Genomic DNA, 18910 nt, shown 5'->3' with positions numbered 1-18910 from the left:
CGCAAAAGTGGCCAAGGGCATCGTCATCCGCGAGGCGCATTTCCCCGGCCGCGCACCGATCGAGGCTTACGGCAATGGCGGTTTCCGCTTTGCCGACATGTCGCACCGCGGCTCGCTGCTGTGCCTGCCTTCTGGCATCTATGGCTGGGAGCCGGCCGATCCGCTGGCGCTGACGGCAGCGGATTTCACCAAGCTGTTCAACGAGGCCGACAAGGTCGAGATCCTGCTGGTCGGCAGCGGCAAGGATCTGAGGCCATTGCCGGCGGCGTTGCGTGCTGCGCTGAAGGATGCCGGCATTTCCGCCGATCCGATGTCGACCGGGGCGGCAGTGCGGACCTATAATGTGCTGCTGGCTGAAGACCGCGCCGTGGCCGCAGCACTCATCGCCGTCGACTGACGTGGCCGAAAACACCAAAGCCGTCATGGAGACGGTGCGCGCCGCCGATCATGACCGCTATCTCGCCGCGCTCTACGCGCCCGAAGACAAGCGGGACGCGGTGTTTTCGCTCTATGCCTTCAACGCCGAAATTGCCGGCATACGCGATCGCATCCGCGAAGCGCTGCCGGGTGAAGTCCGGCTGCAATGGTGGCGAGACGTCATCGCCGCCGAAGAGGATCGCGCTAAGGTCGGCCATCCCGTGGCGGACGCGCTGAGGGCGACTATTTCCGCTCACCGCCTGCCCAAGGCCGCTTTCGACAATATGCTCGAAGCGCGCGTCTTCGATCTCTATGACGACCCGATGCCGTCGCGCACCGATCTCGAAGGCTATTGCGGCGAGACTGCCGCCGCGCTCATCCAGCTTGCGGCGATGGTGCTCGATCCGGTCGAAGCACCGCGCTTTGCCGAACTTGCCGGCAGGGCAGGTTGTGCGCAGGCGATGACCGGTCTCCTGCTTCTGCTGCCGCTGCATCGTAAGCGGGGACAGTGCTTCGTTCCGGCCGACATTCTGGCTGCGGCGGGATCGTCGCCGCAAGAGTTCGCTACAGGTGACGGCGGGCCGGGCGCGGAACGCGCCGTTGCCGCGATGATCGCGCTGGCACGCGAGCATCTCTCAGCTTTCGAGCAGGGGGCGTCCGCCCTGCCGATTTCACTGCGTCCGGCGTTTCTGCCGCTGGCGCTGACGGGCGCCTATCTCGGCAAGATGGACGGCTCCCGCCATTCACCGCTTGATGGCGCGGTGCGGCTTTCGGCCTTGCGCCGGCATTGGCTCTTGTTCCGGCGCGCAACGCGGGGCTGGCCGGTCGCATAAAGGCTGCCGCGTAGCCAACCCGACCGTTATTCCGCAGCTTCCGCCTGCGCCGGCAGCCCGAGCCATTCGCGGCAATCGGCCAGCGCGCGCGATGTCACCGCGTGCCGCTTGGCGACCGTCTTGTCCTTGCCGCGCAGCCGCTTGCCTTCGATCTTTGGCGCGTCCACGGGCGGGAACAGGCCGAAATTGACGTTCATCGGCTGGAAAGAGCGCTTTCCCGGCTCGTCGTCGGAGACAATATGGCCGCCGGTGATGTGGTTGAGCAGCGCGCCGAAAGCGGTGGTCAACGGCGGCAGCGACGGCGCATGGCCAAGCCTTTCGGCGGCGGCGAAACGCCCGGCGAGCAGGCCGATGGCGGCACTCTCGACATAGCCCTCACAGCCGGTGATCTGGCCGGCAAAACGCAAGCCGGGCCGCGACTTCAACTGCAGCGAAGCGTCGAGCAGCGTCGGCGAATTGATGTAGGTGTTGCGGTGCAGGCCGCCGAGGCGGGCGAATTCGGCGTTTTCCAGCCCAGGAATGGTGCGGAAAATGCGCACCTGCTCGGCGTGCTTCAGCTTGGTCTGGAAGCCGACCATGTTGTAGAGCGTGCCCAGTGCGTTGTCCTGGCGAAGCTGGACGACGGCATAGGCCTTTACAGACGGATTGTGTGCATTGGTCAGCCCCATCGGCTTCATCGGCCCGTAACGCAATGTCTCGATGCCACGCTCGGCCATCACCTCGATCGGCAGGCAGCCGTCGAAATAGGGCGTGCCTTCCCATTGCTTGAATTCGGTTTTCTGGCCGTCGACCAGCGCCTGCACGAAGACAAGGTACTGCTCCTTGTCCATCGGGCAGTTGATGTAATCCTTGCCGGTGCCGCCGGGGCCGACCTTGTCGTAGCGCGACTGGAACCAGCAGATATCCATGTCGATCGTGTCGAAATGGACGATCGGCGCGATGGCGTCGAAGAAGGCGAGCGCGTCGGCGCCGGTTGCTTCCGCGATCGACTGGGCGAGCGAAGGGGCGGTCAGCGGGCCGGTGGCGACGATCGCCTGGTCCCAGTCCGCCGGCGGCAGGCCAGGCACTTCCTCGCGCCGGATGGTGATGAGTGGGTGCGCTTCGAGCTTTCTGGTGACCGCTTCGGAAAATCCGTCGCGGTCGACGGCCAGCGCACCGCCGGCCGGCACCTGGTGCGCGTCGCCGGCGCTCATGATCAGCGAACCGGCGAGCCGCATTTCGGCATGCAGCAGGCCGACGGCATTGGCTTGCGCATCGTCGGAGCGGAAGGAATTGGAACAGACGAGCTCGGCCAGCCCGTCGGTCTTGTGCGCATCGGTGCCGCGGACGGGACGCATTTCATGCAGGGTAACCGGAATGCCGGCTTCGGCCGCCTGCCAAGCAGCTTCGGAGCCGGCGAGACCGCCACCGATGACGTGAATGGGATTTGTGTTCATGAGCGCCGAAATAATCCCTTGGCGCGGCGATTGCAATTACACGAATCAGCCGCGCTGTTGCCGCCACGCGCTGCAATCGTCTACTATTGCGAATGGGTGGGAGTCTCGGGGTCTTTGCCAGAGCGACATTTCTGACAGTCGTGATCGCCGTGGGCGGATCAGCAGCGGCCGGCGAACCGGCCGCGACGGCTTCCAAGCGGATCCCCATATGCCATGGTTACGGTTGCAACTATCGCACGACGCTGGCGCTTGGCCCCAGTGACGGTGCGCGTTTCCGCTCTATCCTGCGTGCGGGCGCGGGTTCGCCCCAGGCCGAGCGCTCCGCTATTTCGAAGGCCGTCCGCTATTTCGAACAGCGCATTTTCCAGGCCATCGGCGTCCGCGACCAGCCGCAGTCGAAATTCGGTGCATCGCGCGTCAGGGGCCAGATGGATTGTGTCGACGAATCGACCAATACGCATGCGTTGCTGGTCTATCTTGCCGAGCGAAAACTGCTCAGGTTTCATAAGGTCGAGGACAAGGCCTCGCGAGGCCTGTTTGTCGACGGGCGCTATCCGCATTGGACGGCGGTGATCAGCGACCGCGGCGGTACAGAATGGGTGGTGGATTCCTGGTATGCGCCGATGGGCGGCGCGCCGGATATTTTTCCGCTGAGCCAGTGGAAGAAGCGAGGCGTGCTGAAGAGCGGCGCGCTGGACTGACGACGGGGACGTCCCGCCAAAAACGGCTCCCAGGGCGTTTCGAGCCTGAAAACAACAACACCCGCCGGGGGAGGAGGTCCTGCGGGTGTCGTTTTGTTGGCCGATCCTCGGGAGGAGGTGAAGATCGACCGTATTCGTCATCGCCGGGGAAGAGGTCGGCTTTGACGAAATTCCTTTCGCCATTTGAAAGGGCGCGAAACCCTTCTTAGAAACAACGCCCGCCGGGGGAGGAGGTCCGGCGGGCGCCGTTTTTGTGGTCAACCCTCGGGAGGAGGTGAAGGCTGACCGTATCCGTCAGGGTCGGGGAGGAGGTCGACCCTGGCGAAATTCTGCTGGTTAGATCGCCCTGCGAGCGACCATCTTGATCTCGTCGCGGACGATGCCGAGATCATTGAGCTGGCGGTTTGACAGGCGACCCAGCTCGGTAACCGTCTCGCGGTAGACGCGCCAGTTACGATAGTTGCGGATCAGGTTCATTGTCGTTCTCTTTCAAAACTGGTTCGGGCCATTTGCGGTCCGAAAGGATTAGACCGCCTTGCGGGCGACGTAGTGGATGTCGCCGCGGCTGATGCCTAGGTCGGTCAGTTCACGGGTGCTCAGGCGGCTCAGCTCAGAAACGGTGTCCCGGTAGCGGCGCCAGTTGCGATAGTTGCGGATCAGGTTCATGGTATTCTCGTTTCGTCTTTCTTTCGGATCATTCCGTCTTTGTGTGCACCGTGAAGATAAGAGGGGTCATATCGATTTAAAAGCGCTATTGGTGCATGGCAGCAATGCAAATTGTGCATTGCAGCATTAACGCGCGTCCAGTTTTCTGCCCAGATCGGAAAATGCCGTTAGGTCAAACGCTTGGGCGGACGAGCTAAAAGGGCTAAACAAAGGGGGAGGGGCATGGCGAGCTATTCGTCACGGGTCAGGTTGGATATCGCACGATGGCAGCAGGCCGGCCTGATCGACGCGCCGACAGCCGACGGGCTGACGCGCGACGTCGAGGCCAACGAACGCAAATCGCTGAGCTTCGGCTCGATCCTGGCGATGATGGCGGCACTGTTGTTCGGCGCGGCCATCCTGATCTTCATCGCCGCCAACTGGGAAGTCATCCCGCGGCTGGTACGGGTCGCAGCACTCTTTGCCGTTATCCTTGCCGGCTATGTCGGCGGCGCGGTGCTGAAAATGCGTGACCATGCGGCGATCGGCGAAGCGCTGTGGATCGTCGCGGCAGCAGCGTTCGGCGGATCGATCGCGCTGATCGGCCAGATGTACCATTTGTCTGGCGACGAGGCCTCCGCCATGGTCACCTGGGGCGCCGGCACGGCGCTGGCGGCGGTGGCACTGCGCTCGAACCCGCTGACCGTCGCTGCCGTCGGCATCGCCGATGCCTGGCTGTTCCTGAAAGGCTTCGAGTATCGCGCGGAATTCCCGCATCTCTTCGTCGTCATGGCGCTGGTGCTGTTTGCCGTTTCGTTCTGGACGCGCAGCCAGGCCGCGCGCCACCTGATCATCCTGTCGGTGCTGTTCTATCTCGTGCTCCTGGTGACGCGGTACGACACGCTGCAAGTCGCCATTCCGCTCGTTGTCGCGTCGGTGCTGCTTTTTATCGCCGCGATCTTTGCTGCCGGGCCGGTCGACAGGATCTTGCAACTGGGTGGCAGGCTGCCCCTGCACGCGCTGATCGGCTTTCTCACCGGCCTGGCGATGATCCAGTTCGAACTGGCGGATGAAAGCAGCTACAGCAGCGGCTTCGCCATTGCCTCGGCTGTTGCGCTGGCCGGCATCGTCGCGGCGATCGTGCTGGGCGGCCGGGAGAGCCGGGGACTGCGCTGGGTTGCCTATGCGGGCTTCGCCTTCGAACTCGCCATCATCTATGTGGTGATGCTGCAATCAATGCTCGACACGGCAGGCTTCTTCCTTGCGGCGGCGGTGCTTCTCGCCGTTCTTGCTTTCATTATCATCCGCATAGAAAAGCGCATGAACGCTCCGGATATGACAGGTGCAGCAGCATGATGACCGGCAAAAGACTGATCATCTCGGCGCTGATCCTGGCGCTCGTCCAGATCGGCTTCCTGAGCTGGATCATCGCCGGACGCGCGGCGATCCTGCGCGACGGCAAGCAGGTCCTGCTCAGGGTCGAGCCGATCGATCCGCGCGATCTCTTGCGCGGTGACTATATTTCGCTTGGCTACGAGATTTCGCGCATACCGGTGAAGCTGATCGGCAACATTCCAGCCGGCAAGCTGGCGAGTGACGACACGCCGATCGTGGTCAGGCTGAAGCCGGGCGCCGACGGCTATTGGGGTCCGACCGCGGCTTGGTTCGGGCAAGCGCCGGTGCCGGCAGCATCCGGTGAAGCCGATATCGTCGGACACGTCTCCGAGGGCTCGGATCTCAGCGCAGCCACGACGATCGCGCCGGATTACGGCATCGAGCGCTTCTATTTGCCGGAGGGCGAGGGCATGGCGATCCAGAATGACATGCGGGTGCGGCCGTTCGGCATCCGCGTCGCGATCGCGGCCAACGGCACGGCGCAGATCAAGGCGCTGGTGGACGGCGACAAGACGCTGTTCGAGGAGCCGCTCTATTGAAGCGTGGAAGAATCTAGGTGTCGGCGCTCGGGGGATCGAAATGGTGCGCCATAGTGGCGCCTGTCCTCCTCCGCCAAGGCTTCGGAGGGCACTCCTTCGTCTAACGAGCTTCGAGCGGCCTGCCACCCGAAGCTCGAAGAGCGAAGGGTGGTGCGGATGAAGGGACTCGAACCCCCACGCCTTTCGGCACTGGAACCTAAATCCAGGGCGTCTACCAATTCCGCCACATCCGCATTGCCCGGCCAATCCCATGTAGCCATCATTCTGTCAATGTCAGAGCCCACATCGGCATCATTGGCCGGAATGCAAAGATGGTTGAAAATCAGCGTCGCCTGTGACAAAAGGCGTGTCGAATGTGACGGGACGCGACGATCCGCTTCTGCAGAATGTGATAAGAAGTAGGAAAAACAAAGACTTATTCACATTTTGGAGCGTATTTCTGGAGGATTTGTGCCGCGTTGGGCGGACAAATCGCCAAGTCCCGCACCAAAAGCCATTCCCGGCAAGATCATACCGGCAGGCTGTGAACGGCAGGGGCCGTTTGACGGCCTCATTGGTGGAAACAAAGGTTTTATGATGCAGGTCACCGAAACGCTCAACTCCGGTCTCAAGCGCGAGATCAAGATCACCGTGCCGGCCGGTGACATGGAAGCCAAGCTGATGGCGCGGCTCTCCGATGCCAGGAACAAGGTCCGCATCAACGGCTTCCGCCCCGGCAAGGTGCCGGTGCAGCATCTGCGCAAAGTCTATGGTAAATCGTTCATGGCCGAAGTGGTCAACGAGATCCTCAACGATTCGACCCGTTCGATCATCACCGGGCGCGGCGAAAAGGCTGCCATGCAGCCAGAAGTGATCATGACCGAGGACGAGAAGGAAGCCGAGAAGATCCTGGCTGGTGGCGCAGATTTCGAGTTCCGCCTGAACTACGAGGTCATTCCGCCGATCGAGATCAAGGATTTCTCCGACATCAAGGTGACGCGTCAGGTATTCGAAGTGCCTGATGAGGAGATCGATGAACAGGTCAAGCGTGTCGCCGAGTCGGCGCGCACTTATGAGCCGAAGACCGGCAAGGCCGCCGAGGGCGACCGCGTGACCCTCGATTATGTCGGCAAGATCGACGGCGAAGCCTTCGGCGGCGGCGCCGGCACCGATCAGCCGCTGGTGCTCGGCTCGAAGGAATTCATCCCTGGCTTCGAGGACCAGCTGGTCGGCAGCAAGGCCGGCGACGAGAAGCAGGTCACGGTTACCTTCCCGGAAAACTACCAGGCGGCGCATCTGGCCGGCAAGGAAGCCACTTTCGACGTGACCGTCAAGGAAGTGTCGAAGCCCGGCGAACTTGAGATCAACGACGAGATGGCCAAAAACCTCGGCCTGGAGTCGCTGGAGCGCCTGCGCGAGGTGGTGCGCGGTCAGATCGAAAATCAGTTCGGCTCGATGACGCGCCAGAAGGTCAAGCGCCAGTTGCTCGACCAGCTCGACGCCGCCTACTCGTTCGAGGCGCCGTCCAAGCTCGTCGAGGCCGAGTTCAACAACATCTGGAACCAGGTCAACCGCGATCTCGAAGCCGCCGGGCGCACCTTTGCCGACGAAGAGACGACGGAAGAGGAAGCGCGTGCCGAATATATGCGGCTTGCCGAGCGCCGCGTGCGTCTCGGCCTGGTTCTCGCCGAAATCGGCGAGAAGGCGGGCGTCACGGTGACGGACGAGGAATTGCAGCGCGGCCTGTTCGAGCAGGTGCGTCGCTATCCGGCCAACCAGCAGCAGGAGGCCTTCGAATTCTATCGCAACAATCCCGAAGCGCTGAATACGTTGCGCGCGCCGATGTTCGAAGAGAAGGTGGTCGACCATCTGCTTGGCCAGATCTCGGTCACCGACGTCAAGGTCAGCAAGGAAGAGCTGCTGGCCGACGACGAGGATACGGAGACGACCAAGGCCAAGCCGGCGAAGAAGGCGGCTGCGAAAAAAGCCGACACCAAGAAGGCCGACGACGACGCTGAAGAGCCCAAGAAGAAGGCTGCGCCGAAGAAAAAGGCCGCCAAGGACGCTGAATAACGTCCCTGCTGAATTCCAAAAGGCCGCCTTCTCGAGGCGGCCTTTTTCGTTGTGGCGCAGGCGCAACGGATTTCACGCATCTGGCGGTCGAGGTGGCGATACGAAGCTTTGATGATTATCTGCGCTGGGTTGCGGATCGCAGCGGTTGTTGGAGGCATCGTTGAGACAGTTCTTCGGTATCGGAAGCGTGGTCGCGGCGGCGTTCCTGCTTGCGTCGGTCTACGGCATCGCCCAGGCTGACACGGTTCTCGACAACTGGCGGTTCGACAAGACCAGCGACGGTCTGGTCACCGCCTCGCTTTACGCTACCAACAAGCTCATCACCGGCGGCGGCGCATTGAGCTACAGCCCGGTATTGACGATTGCCTGCCGGACCGCCGGCGAACCGCGTTGGAGCGAATGGCTGCAGCTGAGCGATACTGTTTCCGCCAGCCGAACCATCGCCATGTCGGTGACTGTCGACCAATCCGGCAAGCTCAACGAAAGCTGGTCGGTCGGCCCGCGCAGCAGGATGCTGGTGCGCGACGGTGCCGACGGCATCAGGCGACTGATTTCCGCGGACCGGCTGCTGCTGTCCTGGCGGTTCGGGCTGCTGTCGGGGCGCGGCAAAGCCGAGTTTGACCTCGCCGGAGTTGAAGAGGCGGTCGGCCGGATCGCCACCACCTGCAACACCAAATTGCCTTGAGCAGATTGTCCGCATGAAACCTTTGCATGGCCGAACTCTACCTGCCGGCCGGGTTCCGTGGTATGTAGGTGCCGCAACTCCAGGCAGTGGATATCCGTTCTGCCATTCAAGAGCGCATGCCAGCGGACTAGATGTCGGCCTGTGCAGGTCAGCCAGGGCAAATTGGCGATCAGGGAGGAAATGCCATGCGTGCCATTGTGTTTTTTATCATCATGTCGGTCGCGACCGTCATCGCCGGCCCCTCGTGGGCTCAGGATGCCGCGGCGGGTGAGAAGGTCTTCGCCAAATGCAAGGTCTGCCACGTCGCGGACAAGGATCAGAACAAGGTCGGTCCGTCGTTGAACGGCGTCATCGGCCGAACGGCCGGCACGCATCCGGGGTTCAGCTATTCCAAGGCGATGACCGAGGCCGGCAAGTCCGGCGTCAAATGGGACGAAGCCACACTGACGAGCTACCTTCGCGATCCCAAGGCGATGGTCAAAGGAACGAAGATGGCGTTTCCCGGCCTCAAGAAAGACGAGGACATCGTCAATGTCATTGCCTATCTGAAGCAATTCTCCAAATAACGCGGCTCTTCCGCCGGATCTTGGTATCGCAAACAGGTCGAGGCATAGCCTCGGCCGCAATCTGCCGGCAGTGTCGGTGGGGAGGGCGGCTTGTTGCAAAAAAGACATTGGCCGGCTAGGCTGCCGTTCCCATCGGTGGTCGTCTGAATGTCGACTGAAGAAAGCCGTCTCAAGGATACCGGCATCCGCCTCTCGGAGGCGACGGCGTGTGATTTCCTTGCGCTTTTGAAACCACGGGTCATGGCGCTTGCCGTGTTTACTGCGTTCGTCGGCCTGATGATGGCGCCCGGCGTAATGAATCCAGTTATCGCCGTAATCGCCATCGGCGCAATTGCGGTCGGAGCAGGAGCCGCCGGCGCGCTCAATATGTGGTACGACGCAGACATAGACGCCTTGATGTCTCGCACGTCCAAGCGACCAATTCCGTCAGGCCGCGTCACGCCTGGCGAAGCTCTCGGCTTCGGTCTGGTGCTTTCCGCACTGTCGGTCATGACGCTCGGCGTGCTGGTGGGGTGGCTTGCCGCATCGTTGTTGGCGTTCACTATCTTTTTCTATGTCGTTATCTACACAATGTGGCTGAAGCGCTCGACGCCACAAAATATCGTCATAGGCGGCGCGGCAGGCGCCCTTCCTCCAGTGATCGGGTGGGCGGCTGCAACCGGCGCAATCGGCATCGAAAGTGTCATTCTGTTTCTGATCATTTTCCTCTGGACGCCGCCTCATTTCTGGGCGCTGGCCCTTTTCAAGGTCGGCGACTATGCCGCGGCGGGCATCCCGATGATGCCGAATGTGGCCGGCCAGCACTCGACCAGAAAACAAATCTTCGCCTATTCGCTGGTCTTGGCGCCAATCGGCGTGCTTCCTTGGGCCTTCGGCTTCGCGAGCGGATACTACGGCACTGCTTCAGCAGCGTTGGGCGCAGGGTTCATTTGGCACGCCTGGAAGGTCCTCGTCGCCGACAAGGAGATGAAGCCGGCAAAGGCGCTGTTTGCGTATTCGATTGTCTATCTTTTCGCGATCTTCGCGGCGCTGCTTGCCGACACCATTGTAATGCGAGTGGTCGCGTCAGCCGGCTATTGAGCCCGGCTCAAAACATCACGTTGGCAGAGCACAAAATCCCAGCAACAGCAGAATAACGACGCCAAGGCCGAGTATGAGAACTGTCCTTCCATCCATGACCTTCACCTTCGTCTAGAAGAGCATATCGAAGAACGGCATCCAGAGCTAGTCGGGCTACCCGGGACCTCTTACCCCCGGGGGCCTTCGTACAAAGCGCGACAAGTCCCCCGCATGAGAGTATATTGATCATGGTGCAGGTCGCGGTTTGCGTGGCCAATCACGCAGAACGGCAGCACCGTAAAACGCGACCTTACCGGACCCGGTCTGGAGGAATGGTCATGGCAAGCTTTCACGTGATAGCAGGCGCCAGCGAGACGCTGGAACACACCAGAATTCGAAAAATCGGTGTCTCCGATCTTTTTGATGCGCTCAGGCGTGGCGTCGATGATTTCATGGTCAAGCCGTCGCACATCGTTTTTCTCTGCCTGATCTACCCGCTTGCGGGGGTCGTGCTTGCTGTCTGGACATCAGGCAACAACACGCTGCCATTGTTGTTTCCGCTTGTGTCCGGCTTTGCGCTAATTGGTCCGTTCGCGGCGATCGGCCTCTATGAGATCAGCCGGCGACGGGAAGCCGGGCTCGACGCATCGTGGAGGCACGCCTTTGAGGTCAGAAGTTCTCCGGCGCTGCCGGCTATCGCGGCGGTCGGCATCATGCTGCTTGCGATATTCATCGCCTGGCTTTTGACGGCCCAGATATTTTACCAGACCGTGTTCGGCCCGGCGCCGCCGCAATCGCTGTCCAGCTTCATCAGTGAAATATTCGCCACGGGACGCGGCTGGACACTCATCATCCTGGGTCACGCCATCGGCTTTGTGTTCGCCGCGGTTGTGTTGTGCACCACGGTCGTCGCATTCCCGTTGTTGCTCGACCGCGATGTCGGCGCCTACGAAGCCATCCACACCTCGGTGCGCGTTGTCCTGGCCAACCCGATCGTGATGGCGGTGTGGGGCCTTATTGTCGCCGTCGCCCTGATCATCGGCTCGCTGCCAGTGTTCGCCGGGTTGGCGGTCGTGCTGCCGATCCTTGGTCATGCCACCTGGCATGTCTATCGGAAAGTTGTCGAATCGCCGCCGGCTACCAGACCGTGAGCTGAAAAACCTGTCCTCCGCACCGAGCGCCGGTGCGGGGAGGGTGGGGCAGAGCTTTCAATAGGCCGGGTGGCTGAAACGGGCCTGGCGCGCGTCTTTTGTCAGGTCGCGGAAATCCTTGCCGCTCACATGCACCAGCGTCCTATGGTCGCCGCCCTCGAAATAGATTTCGGGAGCGTCGCCGAGGCTTTCATCGAGGACCACCGGCACATCATAGGCAGCGCCGATCGGCGGCACAGCGCCGACATCGCAATCGCCGAACAACGAGACCACCTCGTCTTCGGAGGCAAGTCCAAGAGGCTTGTCCATAACATCCTGCAATGTCGCGAGTTCTATCCTGTGCGTGCTTGGAACCACGGCCAGCGCGTAGCCACGGTCGTGGTGAACGACCACCGATTTGGCCATTATGCTGCCAGGCACATGTGCCGCAATGGCGGATTGTCTGCTTGTCGCCGTGCGGTGATGCTCGACGGTGTCGTAGGAAATGCCTTTCTTATCGATGAAGTCCTTCAGTCTGTTTGCGATGGTCATCTTGGGCGCCCCTTGCTGGTGTTCGCGACGCATGTGGAAACGCCGGCATCGCCTGTCGTTTCCGATACCAACAGAAATGGTCCAGCCGTAGATTGTTTCAAGGCGAAGGCTCCAGAACAGGACCGGCCTGGATCCGGATTGCATGTCAGGGCCCGGCCCCGAAAAACGCCATTCGGGTGAGAAGGGTGTAGTCCGCTTCGAAGACCATCAGCGTCACGAATACCAGCACCAGCACCGGCGGCAGGATGATTGCATATGTCAGCGCCAGCCGTTCCCAGGCCATGTGCATGAAGATGGCGACGATCAGCCCTGCCTTGAGGATCATGAAGATCAGGATCAGCGACCATCTGAGATAGCCGTGGAGCCCGAAATAGTCGACCAGATAGGAGCAGGTGCTGAGGATGAACAGCCACGCCCAGACCACCAGGTAGAGCTTGATCGGGTGCTCCTGATGAACCTCCGTAGGGGTAACGCTGGTCGCCGTCGCATCATGCGTACGGGCGCTGTCGAGCGTGTGTTGTCCAAGGCCATTTGCGGTTGCTTCAGCCATGTCCTGCCTCTCACCAAAGATAGAAAAATGCGAAAATGAACACCCAGACCAGGTCGACGAAATGCCAGTAGAGCCCCATGATTTCGACGTTTTCGTAGCGGCCCCTCCGGCTGGTGAAGAAGCCGGGCCGTCCGACGTCGTAGTCCCCGCGCCAGACCTTTCGCGCCACGATGATCAGGAAAATCACCCCGATCGACACATGTGTGCCGTGGAAGCCGGTGATCATGAAAAAGGATGCGCCGAACTGTGCAGCGCCCCACGGATTGCCCCAAGGCCGCACGCCCTCGGTGATCAACTTGGTCCATTCGAAGGCTTGCATGCCGACGAAGGTCGCGCCGAGTGCCGCGGTCAAAAGCAGCAGGACTGCCGTCTTGCGGCGGTCGCGGCGGTAGCCGAAATTCACCGCCATGGCCATCGTTCCGCTGCTCGAGATCAGGACGAAGGTCATGATGGCGATAAGGATCAATGGAATGTCGGAGCCGCCGATGCGCAGGGCAAAGACCTCGCTCGGATTGGGCCACGGCACGCGTGTGGAGATACGGTCGGTCATGTAGGAGAGCAGGAAGCAGCCGAAGATGAACGTGTCGCTGAGCAGGAAGATCCACATCATGGCCTTGCCCCAAGACACGTTTTTGAACGCCCGCTGATCCGAGGACCAGTCGGCGGCGATGCCTTGCCAGCCTGCGGGCCGCGGCCCCGTTCGGCCGATGTGGGTCAGTGTCGTCTCTGCCATCCGCCCGTTCCTCCTAGGTCAGCAACCCTCGGCAAATGTCGATTAAAGTCGAAGCCCAGCCGGCCAGAAGAGCGAAGATGGCGAGCCAGACGAAAAGCAGGAAATGCCAGTACATGGCGCACAGCTCGACGCTCAGGCGAAGCCGCTGCGGCCGCGCACCGTTCCAGGCACCGACGGTCGTTCTGCCCAGGCCGACCAGCCCTCCCAGTATATGCAGCCCATGCATTCCCGTTAGCAGGTAGAAGAAGCTGTTGGCCGGATTGGACGCCAGAAAATAGCCATCCGCGCTCAGTTCCCGCCATGCCATAAGCTGTCCAACCAGGAAGGCGAGCGCCGTGAGTCCAGCGGTGGCGAGACCGAGCCTGACCATGTCCACTTGACCCTTGCGCGCCGCGAGCGAAGCGCACTGCATGGCAATGCTGCTCAAGACCAGTACGCCGGTATTAAGCCAGAGCAGAGGCGGGATGGGCAGCGGCTGCCAATCCGACAGCGCCATGCGCATGAAGTAAGCACTGGTGAACAGCGCGAACAGGCAGCCGACGACGGCAAGGAAGACGCCGAGACCGATCTTTGCGGTCGGCAGCGCCGATCGGTCCAGGGCGACAAAATCCCCGACCAAACCTTGCTCGAGCCACGGCCTCGTCATTAGCCGCTGATGCGAGAGCCACCACCCAGCAATGCCGGCGATCACGAGCAGGAAAACCAGAATGACGCTCATGCCGGCTCCCTGGAAGGTCCGAAGGAGCCCGGAACGTTTTGCGGTATGAAGTCCTCCTTGGCGCCCGGTACGCTGTAGTCATAGGCCCAGCGATAGACGATCGGCAGATCCTTGCCGAAATTGCCATGGCCCGGCGGTGTTTCGGCCGTCTGCCACTCGAGCGTCGTTGCCCGCCACGGATTGCCACCAGCCTCACGGCCATGGCGGATGCTCCAGATGAGATTGAACAGAAACACAATCTGGGCAAAACCGACGATAAAAGCCATGATGCTGATAAACGAGTTGAGGTGGTGGGCCGATTCCGTCATCACCGTCATATCGGTCAATTCGTTGTAGCGCCGCGGCACGCCCATCAAGCCGAGATAGTGCATGGGAAAGAAGATCAGATAGGCGCCAAGGAAGGTGACCCAGAAATGGAACCGGCCCAGCGTCTCGTTCAGCATCCGACCGGTGACCTTCGGATACCAGTGATAGATCGCGCCGAAGATTACGATGATCGGGGCGACCCCCATGACCATATGGAAATGGGCGACGACGAACATCGTGTCCGACAGCGGAACGTCGACGACGACATTGCCGAGGAATAGCCCAGTCAACCCGCCATTGACGAAGGTGACGATGAAGGCCAGGGCAAAAAGCATCGGTATGGTGAGGTGGATGTCGCCACGCCACAGCGTCAGCACCCAGTTGTAGACCTTGATGGCTGTTGGAACCGCGATGATCAATGTCGTGGTGGCGAAGAAAAAGCCGAAATAGGGATGCATGCCGCTGACATACATGTGGTGCGCCCAGACCACGAAGCTCAGTGCGCCAATGCCGACGATGGCCCAGACCATCATGCGGTAGCCGAAGATGTTCTTGCGCGCATGGGTGCTGATCAGGTCGGAGACGATGCCGAAGGCCGGAAGCGCCACGATGTAGACCTCGGGGTGGCCGAAGAACCAGAACAGATGCTGGAACAGGATCGGGCTGCCGCCGCCATGCTGCAATTGTTCGCCCATCTCGACGATCGCCGGCATGAAGAAGCTGGTGCCGAGCGCCCGGTCGAGCAGCATCATCACGCAGGCGACGAACAGTGCCGGGAAGGCGAGCAGCGCCATGACGGTGGCGGTGAAAATACCCCAGACGGTGAGCGGAAGGCGCATCAGTGTCATGCCGCGCGTGCGGCCCTGTAGCACCGTCACGACATAGTTCAAGCCGCCCATGGTGAAGCCGATGATGAACAGGATCAGCGAGACGAGCATCAGGATGATGCCCCAGTCCTGGCCGCCTGGCGTACCGGTCATGATCGCCTGCGGCGGATAGAGCGTCCAGCCGGCACCTGTCGGTCCGCCGGGGGCAAAGAAGCTCGACACGAGGACCAGCACGGCCAGGAGATAGATCCAGTAGCTCAGCATGTTGACATAGGGAAAGACCATGTCGCGAGCGCCAACCATCAGCGGGATCAGATAGTTGCCGAAGCCGCCCAGGAAGAGTGCGGTGAGCAGGTAGATCACCATGATCATGCCATGCATGGTGATGAACTGGTAGTAGGCTTCCGGTGTGATGAAGTCGAACGTGCCGGGGAAGCCGAGCTGCAGCCGCATCAGCCAGGACAACACCAGCGCCACCATGCCGATCGCCGTCGCCGTCGCCGAATACTGGATGGCGATGACCTTGGCATCCTGCGAGAAAACGTATTTCGTCCACCAGCTGTGCGGATGGTAAAGTTCCATTTCCGCGACTTCGGCCGGCGGTACCGCATCTGCAGGTGTGATATCGACCATAGGAACACCTCCGTGCCCTTTTCGGCCATGCCCGACAGTTCGGGCCTGCCGCAATCTTTTCAATGCCGACGGCGCGCCGTCGTTCCGGCGTCTACTCTGCCGAGCCCATCTGTTGGGGCGCGGACAGCTGCGCAAAAGTCTGCTGCTGGCCAAGCCACGCCAGATAATCTTCCTGCGTATCGACCATGACCACGCCATGCATCATCGGATGCCCTTGGCCGCAGAGTTCGGCACACAGGACCTGGAAGGTTCCGGTCTTGGTCGGAGTGAACCAGAAATAGGTGACTGAGCCCGGGATCATGTCCATCTTGGCGCGGAATTCCGGCACGTAGAAATCGTGCAGCACATCGATCGAGCGGAGCAGCATCTTGACCGGTTTGCCAACCGGCAGATGCAGGTCGGCCGCTTCGACCACGACGTCGTCCTGGCCGTTGGCATCAGCGGCGATGACGCCGAGCGGATTTTCAGCGTTGACGTCGCGAGTGTCGGATGTGCCGAGCTTGCCGTCCTTGCCGGGCAGGCGGAAACTCCATTGCCATTGCTGGCCGACGACTTCGACCTCGGTTGCGTCGCTTGGGACGTTGACGAAGCGGCTCCAGACGAACAGGCCGGGAACCAGCAAAGCCGTGACACCGACGGCAGTGACGACCGTCAGCCAGGATTCGAGCCGCCTGTTCTCAGGTTCATATGCCGCCTGATTGCCTTCCCGATGACGGAAGCGGAAGACGCAATAGGCCATGAAAAGAACCACGGCGGCGAAGACGACGCCGGTGATCCAGAAAGTTATGATGATGGTGTTGTCGATATAGTCCCAGTTCGAGGCAATCGGCGTCCACCACCATGGGCTCAGGAAGTGGAACAACACCGAGCCCACGACTATCAGAACGAGTACAAGCGCAACGGCCATGTCCCGGTTCCTCCCGGTATTCCAAGCGGCGCAAAGCCGTCCCGGGAAATACCAAGTGCATCATAACTTGATTTGCGATGAAAATTCTAGAGCCGGCTGTGGGAAGGGCAAAAATACCATTTCTCGGTGCTGGCGGTCCTTCGGTTCGGCGGTGATCAGCGGTAGCGCGCGGCAAACATCGTCAGCGTCGAGTAAACGGCAATGGCGAGCATGCCGAATGTGCCCGGCAGAATCACCGGAACGGCGATCGTCGGGATCGTCGCGCGCAGGGTTCGATCCCCTGCTCGACCGACAGCTCGACGAAGGGAGTGGAGCCCCTTTATTGGCCGGCAGATGTCACCCGCCAAACTGTGTTGCCGACGTCGTCGGCGATGAGCAGGGCCCCGGTTTTGTCGACGGCCAGGCCGACAGGCCGGCCGCGCGCCTTGTTGTCCTTGTCCAGGAAGTCAGTCACCACGTCCTGTGCGGCGCCACTCGGATGGCCGCCGCTGAATGGTACGAACACCACCTTGTAGCCATTGAAGCGCGTGCGGTTCCAGCTCCCGTGCTCGCCAACGAAGGCGCCGCCGCGATATGCGTCGGGAAGGGAGGTTGCCGTGTAGAAGGCCAATCCCAGAGGGGCGACGTGGGAGCTCAGCGCATAATCCGGAACGATCGCTTTCGCGACCAGGTCCGGACGCTGGGGCATGACTCGGGGATCGAGATGCTGGCCGTAATAGCTGTATGGCCACCCGTAGAAGCCGCCGTCCTTTACCGACGTCAGATAATCCGGCACGAGATTGGGGCCGAGCTCGTCGCGCTCATTGATCACGGCCCAGAGCGCCCCGGTCTGCGGCTCCCAGCTCAGGCCATTCGGATTGCGCAAACCGCTGGCGAAAATGCGCGACCTGCCGGTAGCCCTGTCCACCTGCCAGATCGCGGCGCGGTCCTTCTCCGCCTCCATGCCGTTCTCGGCCACGTTGCTGTTCGAGCCGATGCCGACATAGAGCAGCGAGCCGTCCGGGCTTGCCACCAGGCTCTTCGTCCAATGGTGGTCGATCGGGCCGCCGGGCAGGGCGGTGAGCGGCGTTCCGGGCGCGGTGATCTTGGTGTCGCCGGTGGTGTAGGGATAGCGAACAATGGAATCAGTGTTGGCAACGTAGAGATCGCTTCCCACCAGCGCCACGCCGAAGGGCGAGCTCAGGTGGTCGAGGAAGACGCTGGTCAGCTCGGGCTTGCCATCGCCATCGGCGTCGCGCAGCAAGGTGATGCGGTTGCTTGGGCCGCTGTCGCCGCCCGAAGTGACCCACGATTCGATCCAGCCCATCACCAAATCCTTGGGCCGTTTGATCGGTTCGCCGCCCGGCGCCTTGGACTCGACCACCAGGACGTCGCCATTGGGCAGCACATAAAGTGAGCGCGGATGCTGCAAGCCGTTGGCAAAAGCCTGGATCTGCAGCCCCTGCGCGACTGTCGGCTTTTCGTCGTTCTTCCATCCTACCACGGAAGCGAGATGCATGGGCGGGAAGAAATATTGGATCGGCTCCGGCAGGTTTGGATTCGGCCCTATCTGACTGCTGGGATCCGGGTCGTTGCCGCTGCACGCTGCAAGAGTGATCGCCGCAGTGCAAGTAAGGATGGACGCCGCGATGCGCCCGGCCTGTCTGATGGAGCTTGCTACGCGCATCAATCCGCCACTCCGACGTGATGCCGGTACACCATGGACCAGCCCAGCCAACCAGTGAAGATGAGGATGAGCACGACAACCGCCGAGAGGATCAAGCCGGTGGGAACGATGGAGGTCCATGCATCGCGGGTGTGCACGAGCATGTTGATCACGGACAACACCAGCGCCAGCAGATTACCGAGCACGTGCGGCCAGGCAGGGGGCTGTGCCCTTATCAGCGGATTAGCCAGAAAATCGATCAACCCCACGATCGCTGCAAGGCAGCCCATGATCACGCCGACGGTAACCAGCCAAGCAGAGAAGTCCGCCCACATCATTTCCGCTGTTCGCCAATAGGCCAGATCCGTCAGCAAGGTGCCGACGAAGCAGGCGATCGGAAACGGCACGAGCATCGGATGAATGGGATGTCCCGCAATCCTGGCCGTCGAACGCGGATTGTCACCGACCATAATGCGCAATCCTTCTCAGATCCTGGCATCCGGCCTCTGGGCGGCTGTTGCCGAGAGGCCGGCAGACGAACCATCGATCCGTCAGGCCCAAAAGGGCGCTGGCTGGCTGCG

The 18910-nt window shown here is 61.3% G+C and carries 21 protein-coding genes and 1 tRNA gene; 10 read left to right on the top strand and 12 right to left on the bottom strand.

What is annotated here, in order from left to right; translation table 11 throughout:
* The first annotated feature begins 7 nt into the window (after nucleotides 1-7).
* Nucleotides 8-397, top strand: coding sequence for an Mth938-like domain-containing protein (locus tag NKI01_RS01455; protein WP_023720178.1), 390 nt, complete (start codon nucleotides 8-10; stop codon nucleotides 395-397).
* Nucleotides 398-422: 25 nt separating this feature from the next.
* Nucleotides 423-1250 (top strand): phytoene/squalene synthase family protein, encoded by an 828-nt coding sequence (locus NKI01_RS01450; protein ID WP_502896860.1) that lies wholly within the window; start codon nucleotides 423-425, stop codon nucleotides 1248-1250.
* A gap of 26 nt (nucleotides 1251-1276) precedes the next feature.
* Here NKI01_RS01450 and trmFO read toward each other — a convergent pair whose 3' ends face one another.
* Entirely contained in the window at nucleotides 1277-2686 is a 1410-nt protein-coding gene (gene trmFO, locus NKI01_RS01445) for a methylenetetrahydrofolate--tRNA-(uracil(54)-C(5))-methyltransferase (FADH(2)-oxidizing) TrmFO (RefSeq protein ID WP_352961618.1), read from the bottom strand.
* A 149-nt stretch (nucleotides 2687-2835) separates the two neighbouring features.
* Between trmFO and NKI01_RS01440 the strand changes: the two genes are divergently transcribed.
* The gene (locus NKI01_RS01440) at nucleotides 2836-3387 is read left to right on the top strand and encodes a hypothetical protein (protein ID WP_245278626.1); all 552 of its coding nucleotides are present in this window, start codon (nucleotides 2836-2838) and stop codon (nucleotides 3385-3387) included.
* A 336-nt stretch (nucleotides 3388-3723) separates the two neighbouring features.
* On the opposite strand, the gene NKI01_RS01435 is transcribed toward NKI01_RS01440, so the two are convergent.
* Both NKI01_RS01435 and NKI01_RS01430 read right to left on the bottom strand, forming a co-directional pair.
* The gene (locus NKI01_RS01435; protein WP_023678914.1) at nucleotides 3724-3864 is read right to left on the bottom strand and encodes a DUF1127 domain-containing protein; all 141 of its coding nucleotides are present in this window, start codon (nucleotides 3862-3864) and stop codon (nucleotides 3724-3726) included.
* A 48-nt stretch (nucleotides 3865-3912) separates the two neighbouring features.
* Complete coding sequence (locus NKI01_RS01430; RefSeq protein WP_023720174.1) at nucleotides 3913-4053, bottom strand: DUF1127 domain-containing protein; 141 nt, start codon at nucleotides 4051-4053, stop codon at nucleotides 3913-3915.
* A gap of 222 nt (nucleotides 4054-4275) precedes the next feature.
* Here NKI01_RS01430 and NKI01_RS01425 point away from each other — a divergent pair, with 222 nt between their 5' ends.
* Both NKI01_RS01425 and NKI01_RS01420 read left to right on the top strand, forming a co-directional pair.
* Entirely contained in the window at nucleotides 4276-5388 is a 1113-nt protein-coding gene (locus tag NKI01_RS01425) for a DUF2157 domain-containing protein (RefSeq protein ID WP_352961616.1), read from the top strand.
* Complete coding sequence (locus NKI01_RS01420; protein WP_352961614.1) at nucleotides 5385-5966, top strand: GDYXXLXY domain-containing protein; 582 nt, start codon at nucleotides 5385-5387, stop codon at nucleotides 5964-5966. The genes NKI01_RS01425 and NKI01_RS01420 overlap by 4 nt, the downstream gene beginning before the upstream one ends.
* 148 nt (nucleotides 5967-6114) lie before the next feature.
* Here the strand turns inward: NKI01_RS01420 and NKI01_RS01415 are convergent.
* Nucleotides 6115-6199, bottom strand: a tRNA-Leu gene (locus NKI01_RS01415).
* A 343-nt stretch (nucleotides 6200-6542) separates the two neighbouring features.
* Here NKI01_RS01415 and tig point away from each other — a divergent pair.
* From tig to NKI01_RS01390, 5 genes are all read left to right on the top strand, one after another.
* Complete coding sequence (gene tig, locus NKI01_RS01410) at nucleotides 6543-8018, top strand: trigger factor (protein ID WP_352482299.1); 1476 nt, start codon at nucleotides 6543-6545, stop codon at nucleotides 8016-8018.
* A 160-nt stretch (nucleotides 8019-8178) separates the two neighbouring features.
* Nucleotides 8179-8703, top strand: a complete 525-nt coding sequence (locus NKI01_RS01405) for a hypothetical protein (protein ID WP_352482143.1) — start codon at nucleotides 8179-8181, stop codon at nucleotides 8701-8703.
* 212 nt (nucleotides 8704-8915) lie between these two features.
* On the top strand, nucleotides 8916-9269 hold the full coding sequence (locus NKI01_RS01400; RefSeq protein WP_502896297.1) for a c-type cytochrome: 354 nt from the start codon (nucleotides 8916-8918) through the stop codon (nucleotides 9267-9269).
* Nucleotides 9270-9416: 147 nt separating this feature from the next.
* Nucleotides 9417-10349: a heme o synthase gene (locus NKI01_RS01395; protein ID WP_023720168.1), complete on the top strand. Its 933-nt coding sequence runs from the start codon at nucleotides 9417-9419 to the stop codon at nucleotides 10347-10349.
* 317 nt (nucleotides 10350-10666) lie between these two features.
* A complete protein-coding gene (locus tag NKI01_RS01390; protein ID WP_023720167.1) occupies nucleotides 10667-11479 on the top strand; it encodes a DUF2189 domain-containing protein in 813 nt (270 codons plus the stop codon).
* Between the two features lie 57 nt (nucleotides 11480-11536).
* Here NKI01_RS01390 and NKI01_RS01385 read toward each other — a convergent pair whose 3' ends face one another.
* The 8 genes from NKI01_RS01385 to NKI01_RS01350 all read right to left on the bottom strand — a co-directional run bounded on the left by NKI01_RS01385 (nucleotide 11537) and on the right by NKI01_RS01350 (nucleotide 18799).
* Nucleotides 11537-12010, bottom strand: a complete 474-nt coding sequence (locus NKI01_RS01385) for an aminoacyl-tRNA deacylase (RefSeq protein ID WP_023720166.1) — start codon at nucleotides 12008-12010, stop codon at nucleotides 11537-11539.
* 145 nt (nucleotides 12011-12155) lie between these two features.
* On the bottom strand, nucleotides 12156-12560 hold the full coding sequence (locus NKI01_RS01380) for a cytochrome C oxidase subunit IV family protein (RefSeq protein WP_023720165.1): 405 nt from the start codon (nucleotides 12558-12560) through the stop codon (nucleotides 12156-12158).
* 10 nt (nucleotides 12561-12570) lie between these two features.
* Nucleotides 12571-13293, bottom strand: coding sequence for a heme-copper oxidase subunit III family protein (locus NKI01_RS01375; RefSeq protein WP_023720164.1), 723 nt, complete (start codon nucleotides 13291-13293; stop codon nucleotides 12571-12573).
* A 13-nt stretch (nucleotides 13294-13306) separates the two neighbouring features.
* Complete coding sequence (locus NKI01_RS01370) at nucleotides 13307-14011, bottom strand: cytochrome c oxidase subunit 3 (protein WP_352482148.1); 705 nt, start codon at nucleotides 14009-14011, stop codon at nucleotides 13307-13309.
* A complete protein-coding gene (gene ctaD / locus NKI01_RS01365; protein WP_023720163.1) occupies nucleotides 14008-15777 on the bottom strand; it encodes a cytochrome c oxidase subunit I in 1770 nt (589 codons plus the stop codon). The genes NKI01_RS01370 and ctaD overlap by 4 nt, the downstream gene beginning before the upstream one ends.
* 91 nt (nucleotides 15778-15868) lie before the next feature.
* Nucleotides 15869-16684 carry a cytochrome c oxidase subunit II gene (gene coxB / locus NKI01_RS01360; RefSeq protein ID WP_023720162.1) on the bottom strand — a complete coding sequence of 272 codons (816 nt, stop codon included), beginning with the start codon at nucleotides 16682-16684 and terminating at the stop codon, nucleotides 15869-15871.
* A 319-nt stretch (nucleotides 16685-17003) separates the two neighbouring features.
* Nucleotides 17004-18350 (bottom strand): PQQ-dependent sugar dehydrogenase, encoded by a 1347-nt coding sequence (locus NKI01_RS01355; protein ID WP_352961751.1) that lies wholly within the window; start codon nucleotides 18348-18350, stop codon nucleotides 17004-17006.
* On the bottom strand, nucleotides 18350-18799 hold the full coding sequence (locus NKI01_RS01350; RefSeq protein WP_023720160.1) for a DUF2231 domain-containing protein: 450 nt from the start codon (nucleotides 18797-18799) through the stop codon (nucleotides 18350-18352). Before NKI01_RS01350 ends, NKI01_RS01355 begins: the two co-directional genes overlap by 1 nt.
* Nucleotides 18800-18910: the final 111 nt, after the last annotated feature.

It is taken from the genome of Mesorhizobium sp. M0815, from assembly GCF_040319995.1.
Classification (GTDB): Bacteria; Pseudomonadota; Alphaproteobacteria; order Rhizobiales; family Rhizobiaceae; genus Mesorhizobium.
This window is presented reverse-complemented; position numbering and strand designations above follow the sequence as displayed.

Excerpts from the sequence above, each read along its gene's own strand:
- NKI01_RS01450 (WP_502896860.1), top strand. The coding sequence starts at position 423 with ATGGAGACGGTGCGCGCCGCCGATCATGACCGCTATCTCGCCGCGCTC.
- trmFO (WP_352961618.1), bottom strand. The coding sequence starts at position 2,686 with ATGAACACAAATCCCATTCACGTCATCGGTGGCGGTCTCGCCGGCTCC.
- NKI01_RS01435 (WP_023678914.1), bottom strand. The coding sequence starts at position 3,864 with ATGAACCTGATCCGCAACTATCGTAACTGGCGCGTCTACCGCGAGACG.
- NKI01_RS01430 (WP_023720174.1), bottom strand. The coding sequence starts at position 4,053 with ATGAACCTGATCCGCAACTATCGCAACTGGCGCCGCTACCGGGACACC.
- NKI01_RS01425 (WP_352961616.1), top strand. The coding sequence starts at position 4,276 with ATGGCGAGCTATTCGTCACGGGTCAGGTTGGATATCGCACGATGGCAG.
- NKI01_RS01420 (WP_352961614.1), top strand. The coding sequence starts at position 5,385 with ATGATGACCGGCAAAAGACTGATCATCTCGGCGCTGATCCTGGCGCTC.
- tig (WP_352482299.1), top strand. The coding sequence starts at position 6,543 with ATGCAGGTCACCGAAACGCTCAACTCCGGTCTCAAGCGCGAGATCAAG.
- NKI01_RS01400 (WP_502896297.1), top strand. The coding sequence starts at position 8,916 with ATGTCGGTCGCGACCGTCATCGCCGGCCCCTCGTGGGCTCAGGATGCC.
- NKI01_RS01395 (WP_023720168.1), top strand. The coding sequence starts at position 9,417 with ATGTCGACTGAAGAAAGCCGTCTCAAGGATACCGGCATCCGCCTCTCG.
- NKI01_RS01390 (WP_023720167.1), top strand. The coding sequence starts at position 10,667 with ATGGCAAGCTTTCACGTGATAGCAGGCGCCAGCGAGACGCTGGAACAC.
- NKI01_RS01385 (WP_023720166.1), bottom strand. The coding sequence starts at position 12,010 with ATGACCATCGCAAACAGACTGAAGGACTTCATCGATAAGAAAGGCATT.
- NKI01_RS01380 (WP_023720165.1), bottom strand. The coding sequence starts at position 12,560 with ATGGCTGAAGCAACCGCAAATGGCCTTGGACAACACACGCTCGACAGC.
- NKI01_RS01375 (WP_023720164.1), bottom strand. The coding sequence starts at position 13,293 with ATGGCAGAGACGACACTGACCCACATCGGCCGAACGGGGCCGCGGCCC.
- NKI01_RS01370 (WP_352482148.1), bottom strand. The coding sequence starts at position 14,011 with ATGAGCGTCATTCTGGTTTTCCTGCTCGTGATCGCCGGCATTGCTGGG.
- ctaD (WP_023720163.1), bottom strand. The coding sequence starts at position 15,777 with ATGGTCGATATCACACCTGCAGATGCGGTACCGCCGGCCGAAGTCGCG.
- coxB (WP_023720162.1), bottom strand. The coding sequence starts at position 16,684 with ATGGCCGTTGCGCTTGTACTCGTTCTGATAGTCGTGGGCTCGGTGTTG.
- NKI01_RS01355 (WP_352961751.1), bottom strand. The coding sequence starts at position 18,350 with ATGCGCGTAGCAAGCTCCATCAGACAGGCCGGGCGCATCGCGGCGTCC.
- NKI01_RS01350 (WP_023720160.1), bottom strand. The coding sequence starts at position 18,799 with ATGGTCGGTGACAATCCGCGTTCGACGGCCAGGATTGCGGGACATCCC.